16 protein-coding genes are annotated in these 15629 nt (G+C 45.6%); 10 read left to right on the top strand and 6 right to left on the bottom strand.

Annotated elements, in window-relative coordinates; all coding sequences use genetic code 11:
• Positions 1-373 precede the first annotated feature (373 nt).
• Together MKX68_RS05125 and MKX68_RS05130 are read right to left on the bottom strand one after the other, a co-directional pair.
• Entirely contained in the window at positions 374-2113 is a 1740-nt protein-coding gene (locus MKX68_RS05125) for a methyl-accepting chemotaxis protein (protein WP_340909678.1), read from the bottom strand.
• Positions 2114-2319: 206 nt separating this feature from the next.
• The gene (locus MKX68_RS05130) at positions 2320-2871 is read right to left on the bottom strand and encodes an undecaprenyl-diphosphatase (RefSeq protein WP_340909682.1); all 552 of its coding nucleotides are present in this window, start codon (positions 2869-2871) and stop codon (positions 2320-2322) included.
• 184 nt (positions 2872-3055) lie between these two features.
• Here MKX68_RS05130 and MKX68_RS05135 point away from each other — a divergent pair, with 184 nt between their 5' ends.
• Positions 3056-4051, top strand: coding sequence for an LCP family protein (locus MKX68_RS05135; protein ID WP_340909684.1), 996 nt, complete (start codon positions 3056-3058; stop codon positions 4049-4051).
• Positions 4052-4190: 139 nt separating this feature from the next.
• Positions 4191-5444 (top strand): acyltransferase, encoded by a 1254-nt coding sequence (locus MKX68_RS05140; RefSeq protein ID WP_340909686.1) that lies wholly within the window; start codon positions 4191-4193, stop codon positions 5442-5444.
• Between the two features lie 37 nt (positions 5445-5481).
• On the opposite strand, the gene MKX68_RS05145 is transcribed toward MKX68_RS05140, so the two are convergent.
• Complete coding sequence (locus MKX68_RS05145; protein WP_339785839.1) at positions 5482-6219, bottom strand: hypothetical protein; 738 nt, start codon at positions 6217-6219, stop codon at positions 5482-5484.
• 446 nt (positions 6220-6665) lie between these two features.
• Here MKX68_RS05145 and MKX68_RS05150 point away from each other — a divergent pair, with 446 nt between their 5' ends.
• Complete coding sequence (locus MKX68_RS05150) at positions 6666-7613, top strand: hypothetical protein (RefSeq protein WP_340909690.1); 948 nt, start codon at positions 6666-6668, stop codon at positions 7611-7613.
• Positions 7614-7649: 36 nt separating this feature from the next.
• Complete coding sequence (locus MKX68_RS05155; RefSeq protein ID WP_339785846.1) at positions 7650-7910, top strand: NHLP leader peptide family RiPP precursor; 261 nt, start codon at positions 7650-7652, stop codon at positions 7908-7910.
• Between the two features lie 74 nt (positions 7911-7984).
• Here MKX68_RS05155 and MKX68_RS05160 read toward each other — a convergent pair whose 3' ends face one another.
• Both MKX68_RS05160 and MKX68_RS05165 read right to left on the bottom strand, forming a co-directional pair.
• On the bottom strand, positions 7985-9847 hold the full coding sequence (locus MKX68_RS05160) for a HAMP domain-containing sensor histidine kinase (RefSeq protein ID WP_340909693.1): 1863 nt from the start codon (positions 9845-9847) through the stop codon (positions 7985-7987).
• 189 nt (positions 9848-10036) lie between these two features.
• Positions 10037-10318 carry a hypothetical protein gene (locus tag MKX68_RS05165; protein WP_017690238.1) on the bottom strand — a complete coding sequence of 94 codons (282 nt, stop codon included), beginning with the start codon at positions 10316-10318 and terminating at the stop codon, positions 10037-10039.
• 145 nt (positions 10319-10463) lie between these two features.
• Between MKX68_RS05165 and MKX68_RS05170 the strand changes: the two genes are divergently transcribed.
• The 3 genes from MKX68_RS05170 to MKX68_RS05180 all read left to right on the top strand — a co-directional run bounded on the left by MKX68_RS05170 (position 10464) and on the right by MKX68_RS05180 (position 11353).
• Complete coding sequence (locus tag MKX68_RS05170) at positions 10464-10625, top strand: hypothetical protein (RefSeq protein ID WP_017690239.1); 162 nt, start codon at positions 10464-10466, stop codon at positions 10623-10625.
• Between the two features lie 122 nt (positions 10626-10747).
• Positions 10748-11119: a hypothetical protein gene (locus tag MKX68_RS05175; RefSeq protein ID WP_036611534.1), complete on the top strand. Its 372-nt coding sequence runs from the start codon at positions 10748-10750 to the stop codon at positions 11117-11119.
• A gap of 39 nt (positions 11120-11158) precedes the next feature.
• A complete protein-coding gene (locus MKX68_RS05180) occupies positions 11159-11353 on the top strand; it encodes a hypothetical protein (protein WP_340909695.1) in 195 nt (64 codons plus the stop codon).
• A gap of 299 nt (positions 11354-11652) precedes the next feature.
• On the opposite strand, the gene MKX68_RS05185 is transcribed toward MKX68_RS05180, so the two are convergent.
• The gene (locus MKX68_RS05185; protein WP_340915294.1) at positions 11653-12867 is read right to left on the bottom strand and encodes an MFS transporter; all 1215 of its coding nucleotides are present in this window, start codon (positions 12865-12867) and stop codon (positions 11653-11655) included.
• A 257-nt stretch (positions 12868-13124) separates the two neighbouring features.
• On the opposite strand from MKX68_RS05185, the gene MKX68_RS05190 reads away from it, so the two are divergent.
• From MKX68_RS05190 to MKX68_RS05200, 3 genes are all read left to right on the top strand, one after another.
• On the top strand, positions 13125-13775 hold the full coding sequence (locus MKX68_RS05190; protein WP_340909696.1) for a peptidylprolyl isomerase: 651 nt from the start codon (positions 13125-13127) through the stop codon (positions 13773-13775).
• Between the two features lie 484 nt (positions 13776-14259).
• Positions 14260-14523 carry a YqkE family protein gene (locus tag MKX68_RS05195; RefSeq protein WP_036612099.1) on the top strand — a complete coding sequence of 88 codons (264 nt, stop codon included), beginning with the start codon at positions 14260-14262 and terminating at the stop codon, positions 14521-14523.
• Positions 14524-14729: 206 nt separating this feature from the next.
• On the top strand, positions 14730-15524 hold the full coding sequence (locus MKX68_RS05200; protein WP_036612094.1) for an SDR family oxidoreductase: 795 nt from the start codon (positions 14730-14732) through the stop codon (positions 15522-15524).
• Positions 15525-15629: the final 105 nt, after the last annotated feature.

The raw sequence follows: 15629 nt of genomic DNA on the forward strand, positions 1-15629 counted from the left end.
CGACTCGTCTCCACCAGCTCCCTTTCATGTTCAACTATTCATCTCCTCTTCATCAATGTTCCGTATGCATTACTCTGGACTGCGAGTTTATATCGCTCCTCCCCATGGTGTATTTCAGTGTAACTTCCACCATTAATTACCATTATAGTCGTTTGTTTCACTAGCTATATAAGCGTTGGTGACTTCTAAAATAACATTGTTGTGACCTCCTCTTCGTCAAGCGACAAAAAAAGCTGTTTCTCTGACGCATATGCGCGTTAGAGAAACAGCTTCTCGCCCTTGCTTTGATCAACACCACAGATCAAATGGCACTCTGACCATCTCGTCTGTGTGTATCTGTACACCTTAGGTGTCAGAACATCTCTTTCTTTGGTTACACTTTGAACTTGTTAATTTGCTCCTGCAGTTCTTCGGCCATTTTGGATAATGAACCTGCGGATGAAGCGATCTCTTCCATGGAAGCCAGTTGCTGCTGAGTTGCGGCAGATACATTATGAACCCCGCCCGCTGCCTCTCCGGCGATGTTGGAGATCTGACTTACATATCCTACAACCTCAGTTGTACTCGCCGACATTTCCTCTGAACCAGCAGATACTTCCTGGATCTCACCCGCTACTTTGTTGACCGCATCCGAGATCTGCTCGAACGCTTGTCCTGCCGCAGTAACCATCTCGATTCCTGCTTCTGTCTCACTGCTGTTCACTTTGACTGCCTGAACAGCATGATCCGTATCTTTCTGAATCAATTGAACGAGATCCGTAATTCTTTGCGCAGATGTGGAAGATTCCTCAGCCAACTTACGCACTTCTCCGGCAACCACGGCGAAACCACGTCCATGCTCTCCTGCTCGTGCGGCTTCAATGGCTGCATTCAGTGCAAGCAGATTGGTCTGCCGGGCAATGTTGTTGATTACCTCGGTAATGGTTCCAATCTCTGCTGAACGTTCCCCCAGCCCTGTAACCAATTCAGTAAGCGAAGCAATAGAATTTCGAACAGAACCCATCTGTTCAACCGCTTGCTGAATAATCATATTTCCTTCGGAAGATTGATTCGCCGCATCTACAGCAGATACGGATACACTCTGAGCAAGCTCGGCAATCTGCTCTGATCCGAGAGCCATTTCATTCATCGCCTGTGAAGAACGCTTCACAATATCAACTTGATCCGACGTACCTACAGCCAGTTCTTCGACCGTTTGGGAGATCTGTTCCGAGGCTTGAGTATTTTGCTCTGCACTTGCAAGAAGCTCCTCCGATGAAGCGGCTACCTGTTCGGAAGTGATCGATACCGATTCAATCATGGAGCGCAAATTGCCACTCATGGTATTGAAGGAAGTTGCTAACATTCCCAGTTCGTCCTTGCTCTTCAGTACAATCGTCTCACCCGTGAGATCCCCATTGGCAATCGCCATGGCTGCTTCATTCATCTTTTTGATTGGACGTGAGATGATGCTTGCAATGAAGAAGGCAATAAATACAGCTGCCAGGAATGCAAAAATCGTCACTGCCAAAATCACATTAAATGTATTCTCAGCCAACTCGACAGAATCATTCGTTGCTGCATCCGATCCTTCATTGCCCAAGGTAATTAACTTGGCAAGGGTGTCGTTTGCTGTATACCACATTGGATAAGCCTCGGTATGAAGTCTGCTTGCTCCCGCATAATCATTTTTCAGACCCAATTCGATGAATGCAGGCATTTTTGCGAGATAGGCTTCATAATTCGTACTGAAATCCTCATTATACAGCTTAAGTGCTTCTTCATTACTTGCAATGTACGTTTGCAGTTGTGCTCGTTCATCTTCAATCTTGTTGAGAAGTAGCTGCAACGCTTCATTCAGCTTAACCGATTCGTCTTCGTTCTGTTCAACGATGACTGCAAGCGCCAAACGCTCTACATCCGAAACATCGCCGTTCATCATACCTAGTAGGCTTACACTCGGCATCCAGGTCTGATCCACATCATTGGCTTTTCCAGACATATTATGGATCTGTATTAACGCATAAACGCTTACAACAACCAGCAGAGCCACGACGATTAGAAAACCAGTCAGTAACTTGCCTCGAATCGTTAACTTCAATATCCCCAACTTATTCCCCCGCGTGTCTTCCATGTGTCCCACTCCTCAAAATAATACATATTTATAATATATCGTCACCTATCGTGGTGAATTGTAGATGTTAGAATTCAATTTCTATAAATTTCATGTAACTTCGAACATAACACAAAAAAAGTCTCCCATCTTTGGCAGAACCAGAGATAAGAGACTTCTTTATTGAACAAAACTATTACGATTTCGCTCCATATTACGTTCAGACGTTAACGAAAAACACGTCGGTGTATGTTAATGAAAAAGTCGGGAATCGACTTGGTATAATTGCGGGTTGTAATCAGAACCACACTAAGCAGACTTCCGAGAATGAATCCTCCCAGAATATCCCCTGGATAATGCACACCAACATATACACGAGACACCCCTGTCAACACAGCGAGTAACAGCATCCATAACCCGAAGCGACGCCCAATGAAGAATGAAGCAGCCGCGAGAGCAAATACAAAGGAAGCATGTTTACTTGGAAAAGAAGGATCAGGTACATGGGCAACCAGCTGATGCACAGTCCCTTCTACAAAAGGTCTTGGATGACCCACTGCTGGTGATATCCCCCATTTGGCCAGAACTAGCGCTACAATGGAAGCTACACAAGCATAGAAAACAATTCGTTGTTTCGATGGATCGCCGAGAAACCATACGATAACGAGCAGTGCGATCATAACCCAGACCGCATACTCGGATGATGTGATCATAAACCAGTCCAGAAACGGTATTTGGTCTGCATACTGATTAATCCAATTAAATAGTGATTGATTCATAACTGGCTTTTAATACCCCCATTACACAAAACAAGATTAGTTTTTACATAATAAATATACACTAACTATTTGTCAAACAATCCTCATATTGACCGAAGTTACGAAATCAAAGAGGACATTTTGCTTTCTTTTTGTTAAACTAGTTTGGGTTACATATCAGTTCAATCATAGAAAGGTGAAGATTATGCTTAAAAAATGGTTATGGGGTACAGCCCTGACCCTGGCACTTGCGATTACAGGTGTCGTTGTATATTACGGATATTCGATTGTTCATTTTGCCAATAGCATCTCCACTGCTTCCGGGACTTCATCCAACTCGTCCTCTTCCGGCACAGACAGCGATTCAGACACACCATCTACAACGATTCCCAGATGGGAGGGCCAGGAACGGGTGAACATTCTGCTCCTTGGTGGAGACTCAAGAGGTGACGATGCAGGACGCTCAGATTCGGTCATGGTCGCTTCCATTGATCCGGTCACCAAGAAAGCCCATCTATTCTCCGTACTGCGAGATACCTATGTAGCCATTCCGGGGCATGGCAAAAGCAGACTTAATGCAGCCTTTTCCTACGGGGGTGCGGAGCTGACCAAACAAACCGTCAGTGATCTGCTCGGTATTCCCATTCAGCATTATGTCTACACAGACTTTACAGGTTTCATGGCACTTGTTGATGCGGTAGGCGGCATTGAAATCGATGTGGAGAAAGACATGTATTACACCAGTAAAGCAGATAAACATATGTACGACATTGACTTGAAAAAAGGATTGCAGCATATGGACGGCAAGACCGCCCTACAATATGTTCGGTTCCGGCATGATGCCACCTCGGATTTTACACGCACCGAACGGCAGCGGATCTTCATGACCGAGCTGGCCAAGAAAATGCAGAGTACCACGTCGCTCTTCAAAATCCCGGATATCCTGGAAGCCATCGCTCCATACATTGAGACAGACCTTAGTCCAACCCAGATGTTAAAACTCGCATCACTTGGCTTTGATATCCATGTGAACGATATTGATCAGCAGCAGATTCCACCAAACAAGCTGCTCACCAATGAACTGGTCGGTTCAGCTCAGGTGCTCGGTGTCGATGTAACCAAACTCCAGTCCTACATTCAGAAACTGTTTGAAGAAGATGCCGCATCTTCACAGCCCCAATCATCAGACGAACAGAACTAAAACTAACATGAGTTATACCAACAGAAAAGACGGCCGAAGCCGTCTTTTTTAGTACCTATTTTCTCCATTTAATGCAGCCTTAATGTTTAACAGGTACCCTTATATGATGAACTCCGGTTCCTGGAGGGAGGATTACAATGTGAAAAAACCACGAATAGCGGAATGGACCGAACTGCGGGGCATTGCCTTTCTGGCGATTGTCATGCAGCATAGTATCGCTGAGTATATCTATCGCGCTGATATTGAACAACCGGATTCCATTATGCTGACCATGATTTATCATCTGACCCGATTTGGTACGCCAACGTTTGTATTTCTATCAGGTGTAATGTTGTTTTACCATCACCGTAACACTAAACCGGATTATCCTCGCTTCATTCGAAAGCGATTTGGCGATATCTATATGCCGTTTGTCGTATGGACACTGATCTACTGGCTTTCTGTCCGTATCTTCACCCCCGCGTTCTGGCTTACAGGTATACCGGATTTTCGCAGTCTGATTCGTGAACTGTTTGTCCCGCAGACAGGATACCATCTCTGGTTTGTCATTATGGTGTTTCAGTTCTATATTCTGTTCCCCCTGTTCCTGGCGGGAGCGAAAGCCATTCAGAGACGTATCCAGAAAGCCAAGCGTTTCACGCCCATGCAAGTCATGATGGGGCTAATTCTCTTTGCAGCAGCACTATATGCCCTGCTTATGCAATGGTCCTACTATAATATGGGGGGCTGGACAGAATCCATGTCCGAGCCTTGGTCAACGTTACTGCAATATCGCTCCTATTCATGGGTGATGTACTGGTTCTACTTTTTACTGGGTGCCGTATGTGCCTGGTCAGTGGATAGCTGGAGGAGTTGGACCACCAAGATCCTGCCATGGACAATCTGTCTGTTTATAGGGATGTATATATGGCTTGGTTACGATGTGCTGCGTGGGTCCGGGGATGTCGTTAATCTGAATATCTCCACCTATCTGAAACCAACCACATTCCTGATCATTATGGCTCAGATGTTTATGATGTATGGTTTCCTTGTACTAATGCGGGGCAAAGATACACGGTTTCAGCGCCTGTTATCCTGGATTGGCCGCTATTCATTTGGTGGATATCTGGTTCATGCACTGGTGATCTATGCGATCGCTTATGTAACCAGACCGCTTCAACTCAGTGGATGGCATCTGCCTGTAACGTTGCTATCGTTCCTTGTAACGGTTGTTATCGCTCTTGCAATCAGTTGGGCGCTGTCCAAGCTTCCTGGCTCACGTTTCACCGTAGGGTTAATGCGCAAACCACGTTTAACCCCCAATCCATCAGCTGCTGTGGGCAAAAAAAATTCACCTGAGCGAACTCCGTCACCCGGCCCAACTCGCAGTCCGGGAACGAGTGAGCCGTTTTAAAATAAAGAAGAGCGTCCCCTCACGGAGACGCTCTTCTTTATTTCACTTCGCTCGAAGTTGATCGTCCAGGAACAGGTTCCTGGGGACCCGGGGCTGGATGCACGTTGCCCTTCTGATTCACAAATCTCTTCAGATCACCCGTTAATTGTTCCTTCAGCTTGTCCACCAGCTGCGTTTCACTAATGCCTTTTGCCTGAGCAATCTCAGCCAGAGATTTCCCTCCCTGAAGCTGCTCGTGAAGTTGAGCAGGGGTGACTCCAATAAACCGGGCAATTTCGCCCTTATCTACCATGGAACGTTTGCCATGGTGGGCAAACTCGCGCCGCAAATCACGAAGCGGAGTATTGATGACCTTTTTCAACTTGGTATCCATGTCCGCCTTCGTGGCTGCAGCTTGTTCCTTGGTGAGACAGCCTTCTTCTACAGCTTGATCCAGACGCTGTGTGAGTGTAGGCTTCAACTTCTGCAATAACTGCTCCTCACTAAGCCCCTTGCGCTCTTTCGCAATCTGGGACAACGTCTTGCCAAGTTCCATCTGTTCTTTCAGATCCCGAAGTCCAATCCCAAGCAAGTCTGCCGTCTCACCAATCATGAACAGACCGTGTCCTGCCTGCATGCACGGCTTCGCTGGTTTAGCAGAGGAAGAAGCTTTTGACGCATCTTCATGTTCCTCAATCCGAACCGTTGAATCAGCGAATGCTACATGTCCTGTTGCTGCTGTTATGACTACGGCTGCCAATCCGGCTGCCATCCATGTTTTCCATTTCAATTTCATTTTTCTGCCGCCTTTCCGATGTCGAAATCCTGTGCCTTCCTAGTTTGAGCCTAAAATCCACTTTTTTATGCCATAAAATACAAAAAGTCATCATTTTTCTCACAATTGATCACAAAAAATCCTATTTTTTTCAGTTTATTTCCGCTATACTAAGTGTAACTTCATGATCTATATCAGTTGAACTACATATTATTTACACTGACACTACGCTGACAGAACAACCTTCCAATCGCTGTTATCCCCAGATTTTTTTGATTATTTCCGTAAAGGGAAAATCCGGTGATAGCATATGCTTCCGAAGTAGCTTTCTTTCAGAAAGCTTTTAGGCGAACGCTTCGCTTTTTCAGGTTTTTTCTGTCCTCTCCGTTATCGTGTAAATGATTATTTCAACTAATATAGTTGAACAGTCCTGGATTACCTTATCGCAGGAAGGACGATACGTAATAATGCGGAAAGATTGGTTAGATCCGTTTAGATCCGATCTGGAGGTCGTGTTTGCTTCAGCGGAACAACTCGTACGGGAATATCCCGAACCCTTGTCAGGACATGCATTAGAGCAGCTTCGTTCGGTTAATCCGCTGTTACGAGATTCGGGACACAGCTACATCGGGTACATCATTCCACTTTGGACGCAACACTCAGATAAACTACCCCCAGAGAAAGCACACCAATTAAGTACAGCCTGCCTCATCCATATGTTATATTTTCTGAATCAGGACGACGTGATGGATGAACAACCGGAGAATGCCACATTGAAGTTATCCCTGGGTAATCTATATTACATGGATGCACTTCAATCTTACTCGGTATTATTCAATCTTTCCTCCACGTTCTGGGTCTATTTCAGACAATATGTAGTGGATTGGGCCGTGAGTGTTACGGGTGAGCACTCCATTGATTATTTCCAACAGAATCCCTTGTTGATTGCGCAAAAGGCTGCCCCTCTGCTCATTGGAGCTACTGGTGCACTGCTTCTGCTGAATCAGTCCGACCGGATCATCCCGATGTGTTCTGCTATCAACATTACACTCATGACACTTCAAATGACCGATGACTTCACAGACACGCAACAAGATGCTGTGCATGGAAACTACAACAGCTACCTCTCCCACATATCCGCAGCACTGAATCACAACTATCCAGTTTATCCTCTAAGCGAACGTATACATGACAATGTATACAATACACAACTCATGAACTCTTACGTAGACATTGCTTATCACTATAATCGTACACTAACATCGTCTAACTTAGGAACATCGCATCTTGAGGCGTTTAATTCTTATTTATGCAGCACTTTAGTACAAGCTGTTCAGGACATTACACAACGGAAGAAACGGCTCCTCCATGGCGGGTTTCATCACTGGATTAGCGAGCAACAGTTGGGATTCTGAACATAAGGATGAAGCTGATTCAGTTTAATTTTAAATATGAAGGGAATGTTGACGATGATGGTATCAGAGAAAACGTTGCATGAGGATATTATTGAAAAGGCTTGGACTGACGAGCACTTCAGACAACAATTGCACTCCAATCCGAAGCAGGCGCTTCGTGAAGCTTTCGGTATCATAATCCCGGAGCACATTCAGGTGCGTACCGTTGAGGAGCAGCAAAATGACTACGTGCTTGTCATACCTCCCAATCCTTCCAAAGTAAATTATGATGTGAATTGCGGACCTTGGAGAAGTTAAACCGGGTGAGTTATTGGTAATGTAAGAAATTAGGGGTAGGAACAAAAAAGCCGCTGTATCCTTCTGTGAGTTCGTCAATCGACGAACTCGGCAAAAGATACAACCGCTTCTGTTCCTACCCCTTTGGTGCTTGTAAAGCTGATCTGTCCTTGCATCGCTTCAACAATTCGGAATGTCACCATCATGCCGAGGCCTGTGCCTTTGATTTTATTGGAGAAATAAGGCTCGCCCAACCGGGAGAGTGCTTCCTCGTCCATTCCTTCTCCGTTATCCCTGACATGCACCTTAATCATTCCGTCCTGCTTGTACGCCCAGATATCAATCTGGCCTTGTCCCTGCAGAGCTTCAATACTGTTCTTGATAATATTGATAAAAGCCTGCTTGAACTTCGAGGAATTGCCTCGAATATATAGATCTGGCGGAATGTCAGTGGTGATTTTACCACCTTCCAGATTAGCCATCGGTACAAGAATGCCTTCAATATGATTGAACTCATCCGAGATATTGAGCGAGATAATATGGTCAAACTCAGGTTTGGCAAAGGTAAGAAAATCCGTTATGATGCCCGAAGCCCGATCAAGTTCTTCCAGTGCAATTCGCACATACCCCTTATTTTTGTTGTCTTCCTGTTCCGTCATAAGTTGCAAGAACCCTCTTGTCACCTGAAGTGGATTACGTACTTCATGGGCAACGGAAGCGGCCAGTTCGCTAATAATCTCCATCTTTTCGGATCGCTGCAACTCATTGTTGAACAGCTCCAGTTCCTTGGAATACTCTAAAACTTTGGTATGTTTTTCGGCAAAACGACTTCCGAGAATGGCAATCAACGAGATCACAAATGCAACCATGGACCATTTCCACCATAACAGATGATACGTTCCACTCCGCTGATAATACCACAACAGTTCAGCCACACTGATCAAGGCAAATGTACCGAATCCCGTCGCAAGCAGCATAGCTTCCCTATTTCGTTGCAGCGCTTTGGCGATGGTACCAACCAACAGGATTGTCAGCAGAATGACAAGCACCATGCCAACCACACGCTGTACGAGCAGATTGTAGAGGATCTCCCATTGCCCACCTGAAGTAACATAGATAAATAGAGAGAACACAGCGATAACTGAATATATGAATAGTATTTTTCGCAGTTTGGTGAAGATTCCATGCAGTCCTGGTCCGATAATCTGTTCAAAAAAATAACATAGCGCTGGCATACCCAGCAGCATCGCCAGATCAAAGACTACGGAATACAGGTCACCATATACCTGATAGAACGTATACAAAAATTGCGAGTACGTAATGATCATCGTGCCGATGGAACCCATTACGATGCATAGCGAGATCCATAATCCCTTATGGAACTTGCCAAGGAAGAACGTACAACTCAGCATCGTAATCGCTGTGAAAACAAAGGTCGCGCCCAAAATTACATCAATAAGTCCGTTATGAATATATTTCTCCTGTAACGCGGCATAAGGTCCAACCTGAACAGTACCTTGTATCCCCAAACGGCCTTTTTCATTTTGCGACCATACATAGAGCGTGTCACCTGAATTTTCGCTGGATAAGGGCAGCAACACAGCATTATTATCATAATTGTAATGGTAGTTCTCGTAGACCTTGCGGTCTTCCAGATAGATGACAATATGATTGCCTTTAATGTTCTCAAATCGAATGGCTGAACTTTCCTCACTCAATTCAGGGATGGTCAGGCGTGTCCATAAGGAATTCGATCGATCCGTATTGCTATACTCTAACTTATCGCTGCCCTGCTTTTCCCATATCTCGTCTGCTCCCTTAACCTCACTGATGAACCCTTGATCGTCAACGTTCCCCCATTTTACTTCCCATCCTGTAATGGATACAGGTTGCTGAACCACTCCTGTAGTTGCAAAGACTATCCCATGTGGCATGCCTAGAATAATCAATACACTCATCCATAAGATGACGATAGCTTTGGGCACATTTTTCATTCACAGCACCTCAAAGTTCTAATTTTCCCTATCTTAAATTCTCTCATTTATCATTCGCCACCGTTTGTCACGTCACCTTCTTGAGATAAAATGAAATTTCACATTTAAGTCGATTTATAGTCTTATTTCCATTTTATTGTTAAAGTTATCCGATTAATCACGCAGGTCTTCGAACTGGTTCACTATCATTTCCCGTTCTTTCTGTTCAACTTGACTGCGAAATTCAAGCCACTGCTCTGTCTCCTCATCATCATAAATGGTCCATATGTCGGAAAAAAGGAAATCCCGTAACTGGACAACTTGCCCCGACCATATACCACCTACCCAAAACAAACCATCCGGACGACGGATGACGGTACGGGAGAACCCGGGTGTGGACGCCTTTTGCCCGATACGGATGCGTGTGATCATATTGCCCAGTGTGAACCAGTCCACATGAAATCCCTCCCTTACATATTCAAGCTTCATCATAACATAGGCAAAACAGGAAAAGCTGTAAAAACGGTGGCTGCGATTCAATCCTTTGCTCCGGGTGTAATGGTTTCTCAAAGCAAACAAACACGCTAAGGAGATGATTACAATGAATGAGCCCCATCGTACGGTTGAGGTGGAACATAAGGATGTTCAGCATAAATCGGATTCAAGTATGGTCGCTTCCACATTTATTAAATATGCCGCATATATCATTATCTTTTTTGGATTCTTATATTTCTTGGTTAAATATGTATTCCCCAAATTCTAAGGCATTCATATCGTAGTGAACACCCGGAGATAATAACCTGTGCAAGATTACAACACTAGCGCTTTGGGTAACTACGGGGTAAGAAGCATTTGGGCAACCGACAACGAAAGGAAGTGTTACTCATGTCTGACAAACCAATTAGTAACGAAGAGAGCGACCGCTATTATGACCGTTATCAGAGGTCCCGCGATATTCCGCCAGAGACGGAAGTCCCGGAAGGCGATATGGATACTTTTGATGAAGTTTCCGGCAGACGGATTGTAACGGAAGATTCGGATCTGGCACCCGTAGCCGCAACTGCTGTGGACGAGCCGGAATTGGATTCACGTTTGGCTGAGACACCGCTGGAATCTGTACCGGATGCAGATCTTCTGCAACCGAACAGTCCGGTTGATCCTGCTGCACCCGATCCGGATGCGTTGCATGGTACCGATCTGCTTAATGGTGCTGGTGCGGATGCCAAACCAGAGAACGACATTCCACCACGACATTAACAGCTGTTATGACATCCTGAATGAGGAGGTGCCTACACGATGAAGGAAGATCGCCAAAAGCATGCGCATGAACCGGATAATCTCGTGACCGAACGGGATATTGACCCGGATTTCGGACTGTTCACTGAGGACTCCTTCCCCGAAGCACTTGAGGATGAGGATCAACGTGATGCGGTCGAGCATGCCATTCCTAAAGAGAAGGCTTCTCGTAAGCCCTCTTCAGATGACCATTAAAGGCTCCCTATAAAAATTGAACTAAAGAGTTTTACACTTGCCACTCCGATGACAGAATAACCTTCTGATCGCTGTTATCCCCAGATTTTTTGATTCACTTTTCAAAGGTAATAATCCGGTGATAAAGGCGAGCACTCCGTTTCTTCAGATTATTTCTGCCCTCTACATTCTCGTGTAAAAGATTAGTTTAACTTATATAGATCCGTATTAGACTTAAAAAAGATGACGTCTGTAATTTCACAGCGTCATCTTTTTTCGTTTCGTTACTTGTAAGTTCAATTTCTCTTTACAACTCAGCTTCACTGTTTAGCAGAAACCTTACTTGCCACGGGCAGTTTGTGATCCAATCCAGACCACTTCGCTACAATCGCAGTGATGATCAGTGCAAGTCCATTAATGATAAAAATCCAGCGTATCGGCAGCCAGCCCCCAAGTACACCACCGATGATCGGTCCCGCCATCGTCCCGATCTGGGCAGCGGATTGATTCAGACTAAAGGCCCTTCCCCGGAAACTCGATGCGGTAGCCTGCACAATCATGGCGTTAATTGCCGGAAATACAGCCGCAAAGAATAAACCATACACAAATCGTAAAATGCCGAATGCGATATAACCTGTTGTAAAGAACTGCAGAAGATTCCCTACAGCCCCACCAACCAGTCCAATGATCAACACTTTACCGTATCCAATCCTTGAACCAATCTTGCCCCAACGCGGCGCCATAATAACGGTTGCTACCCCCACCGCTGAGAAAATAATACCCGAGCTGAGTGAGGCACGATCCGGCTGAACGCCCATCTCCATCACATAGACCGTCAATAGTGGCTCCAGAATCATGACGGAGAACGTACATATGCCCATCATGCCAAGCACCGTCATAAACAAACGATTCGCTCTCGCTTCACGAATGTCATCCATGACGTGGGAACGAGCTTTGTTCCGGTTGAAGTTCTCTTCTTTTACCCAGAAGGTTGCGATGATTGCTGAGACTAACACAACAATAGCCGAAAACAAAAATGCATTCCGGTTCCCATAATAGTGACTCACCACGCCACCAATTAACGGTCCAATAATACCACCAGTGGCTCCTGCAGTGGACATAATACCAAGTGCATAGCCAGTCTTCTCTTCAGGTGTATTCGTACCTACCAGGGCAATCGCTGCCGGAACAAACCCTGCAAGCAGACCCTGAAACAATCGAACAACAATCAGCGAGTATGGGTCCTGCACGAAATAATTGATTAAATACAAGACGGCAAGGCTGTATCCCGACCGGATCAACATGGGCTTGCGTCCGTATTTGTCAGCCAGTGATCCCCAGAACGGAGACACGAGTGCACTCGCAAGAAACGTAATGCCAAATGCCAGTCCTGACCATAATTCCAGGTGATCACGAACCCCCAAGTCAGCACTTAGAAACAGGGGCAGAAATGGAATCGAGATCGAATACGCGGTGCTGCAAAAAAATACACCAATCCACAATATGACCAGATTGCGCTTCCACGAGAAGTTCATATACCCGCACGCCCTTTCCGTTACTGACGCCGGGACTGCCGTGTATTGGAGCGGACGGAACAGACCCGTACGTCCCCGATGCAGAAGCATTTTCCTTATTTTACACCCATCATTCCATGAAGGCCATCCCTTGTTCACCATAAACACATGTATTACATTGCCATCCTGTCCACAAAAACGGTATGATAGTTGGGTAAATATCCAAATATGATTTTGGAGCAAATATATAATGCAGAGATGCAAGGAGGAACGTTTTCATGTCTTTACGGTGGAAAAAAACAACCGCAGTATCGCTCGTTCTTGCGATGCTGCTTATCGTCATTAGTGGTTGCGGACGCCCTGCGACCAGTGCCGAGAAAACGCCGGTTCCGGCCGCGCCTGAAGGTCCAAACCCGGTGGCTACCATTGAGATGCAGGATGGTCAAAAGATCGTTATTGAGCTCTATCCCGAGATTGCGCCCAACACGGTGTATAATTTCATCTCCCTTGCGAATAAAGGGTTCTATGACGGCCTGATCTTTCACCGGGTCATTCCCGGCTTCATGATTCAGGGTGGTGATCCAGAGGGCAACGGTTCAGGAGGCCCGGGGTACACGATCAAAGGTGAATTTACATCCAACGGTCACAAGAATCACCTGAATCATACTCGGGGAATCATTTCGATGGCGCGTAAATCGGATAATCTTGATTCGGCAGGTTCTCAATTCTTCATCATGCTAGCTGACGCAGATTACCTGGATAACTCATATGCCACCTTCGGCAAGGTAACAGAAGGTATGGAAGTTGTTGATGGTATTGCAGCTCAGGAAATCGGTGAAGCCGACAAACCGGTTACGGATCAAGTTATGAAAAAAGTTACGGTAGATACCCACGGTCTGGAATATCCAGAACCGGTAAAAATGCCTTAATGAACTTCCATGCCAAACGGATGATAATCCATGGTTATGACTTGTTAATGAAATCTAAACAAACAAAAGCTCTGTCCTGTGCGAATCTCGCAAGGCAGAGCTTTATTTTTTGATTTTAATGATAGCGGTTACATCTATGACTTTATAAAAAATGACCTCTTCCGGCATCATCCTCAATACATCCATCCCATCAAACGTAACCAGCCGATAATCGCAATCCATAACGGGCAGCTAAAGGCAACGCCCCATGCAAGCCCTTTCAGTAAACCACGGTTTACTTCCACGAACAACGACTCCTTTCTCCAGGGAATAGTCGCAGTATCGGTAATAGTATATGATTTTATACCCGTTTTCATTCGTCACGCAAGCCTCGTTTTCCTGCTTTTGTTCCGCAGATTCATGGAATGCTTTACGGGAACCTGATATACTATGACTACTGTACGATAAATGGAACCTGATTCATGTTTGGAAAGGAGATTTTCCTATGGCAAAATCCAAAAAACGCACTCCTGCTCCCAAAGCAGCAGTAGCACAGGATAAACCCACAACACTGAAGGATCTGCTTAGCAGTGATGTGCTGGAGAAGCTGAAAGCTCAGGCGGATGAAGCCAAGGCTGCCGAAGCGGCTCTTAAAGAGCAGGAACGTCAGCAAGCAGAAGAAGCTCGCCAAGCGGAGCAGAAGCGCCGGGATAACGACTTCGAATATTTGCTTAATAACAGCGCTATGGACTGGAAGAAACATAAGTAAACCAGGGCATGACCTAAGGGTGTCTTCTATCACACATGCCAAAATAATATTACAGCAGACAGATCATGAAGATGATCTGTTCAAAGAACAGGGCCGCATTGCGGTCCTGTTCTTTTTGATATATACACATATGATTCACGCATCTTGAGCCGGGTATGTTAGAAGTAGAGCGTACAACGATAATCTAACTCATGGAGGGATCAGAGATGACAGAACAACGTTTGGAAGGCAAAGTCGCGATTGTAACCGGAGGTGGATCGGGGATTGGTCAGGCTACCGCTATTCGTTTCGCCGAGCATGGGGCCAAAGTGTACATGCTGGATCGCACACCCGAAAATGCGGAGGAAACCAAGCAGACGATTGAAAAGGCTGGCGGAGAAGCGTATGTTATCGAATGTGATATCTCCAAACCGGATAATGTGCAGAAGGCAATCAATCAGGCTGCGGCTGAAGCGGGTAAACTGGATATCATATTTGCGAATGCTGGCATTAACGGAACGATGGCCCCGATTGAAACGATGGAAATCGAGGACTGGGACCAGACGATGGAGATCAATATGCGCGGAACCTTCGCAACCGTCAAATATGCCATCCCCCATCTGAAAGAACATGGTGGCAGCATCATTATCACCAGTTCCATCAACGGTAACCGGGTCTTCTCAGGAATTGGATTCTCTGCATACGCTTCCAGCAAAGCGGGACAAACTGCGTTTACAAAGATGGCTGCACTGGAGCTGGCTCGTTATAAGATCCGTGTAAACGCCGTCTGCCCAGGAGCCATCGATACCAACATCGATGATAACACCTATCCGTCGGATGATCTGAAAGAAGTCCAGATTCCTGTTGAATTCCCTGAGGGTCATGAACATCCGCTCAAGGGCGAACCTGGAACGTCGAAACAAGTGGCGAATCTCGTTCTGTTCCTGGCCTCCGATGAAGCCTCTCATGTTACAGGCACACGAATCTACGTGGATGGTGCGGAATCTCTGCTCCGTGGATAAACATATAAATATAAGTTGACCCGATTCAGGGACAACGCCCGAATATCCCGCAAGCGATCTGATCCGGTCAGATTACTGCGGGATGTTTTATTTATAAGAAGTTTA

The organism is Paenibacillus sp. FSL M8-0212, from assembly GCF_038004645.1.
Taxonomy (GTDB): domain Bacteria; phylum Bacillota; class Bacilli; order Paenibacillales; family Paenibacillaceae; genus Paenibacillus.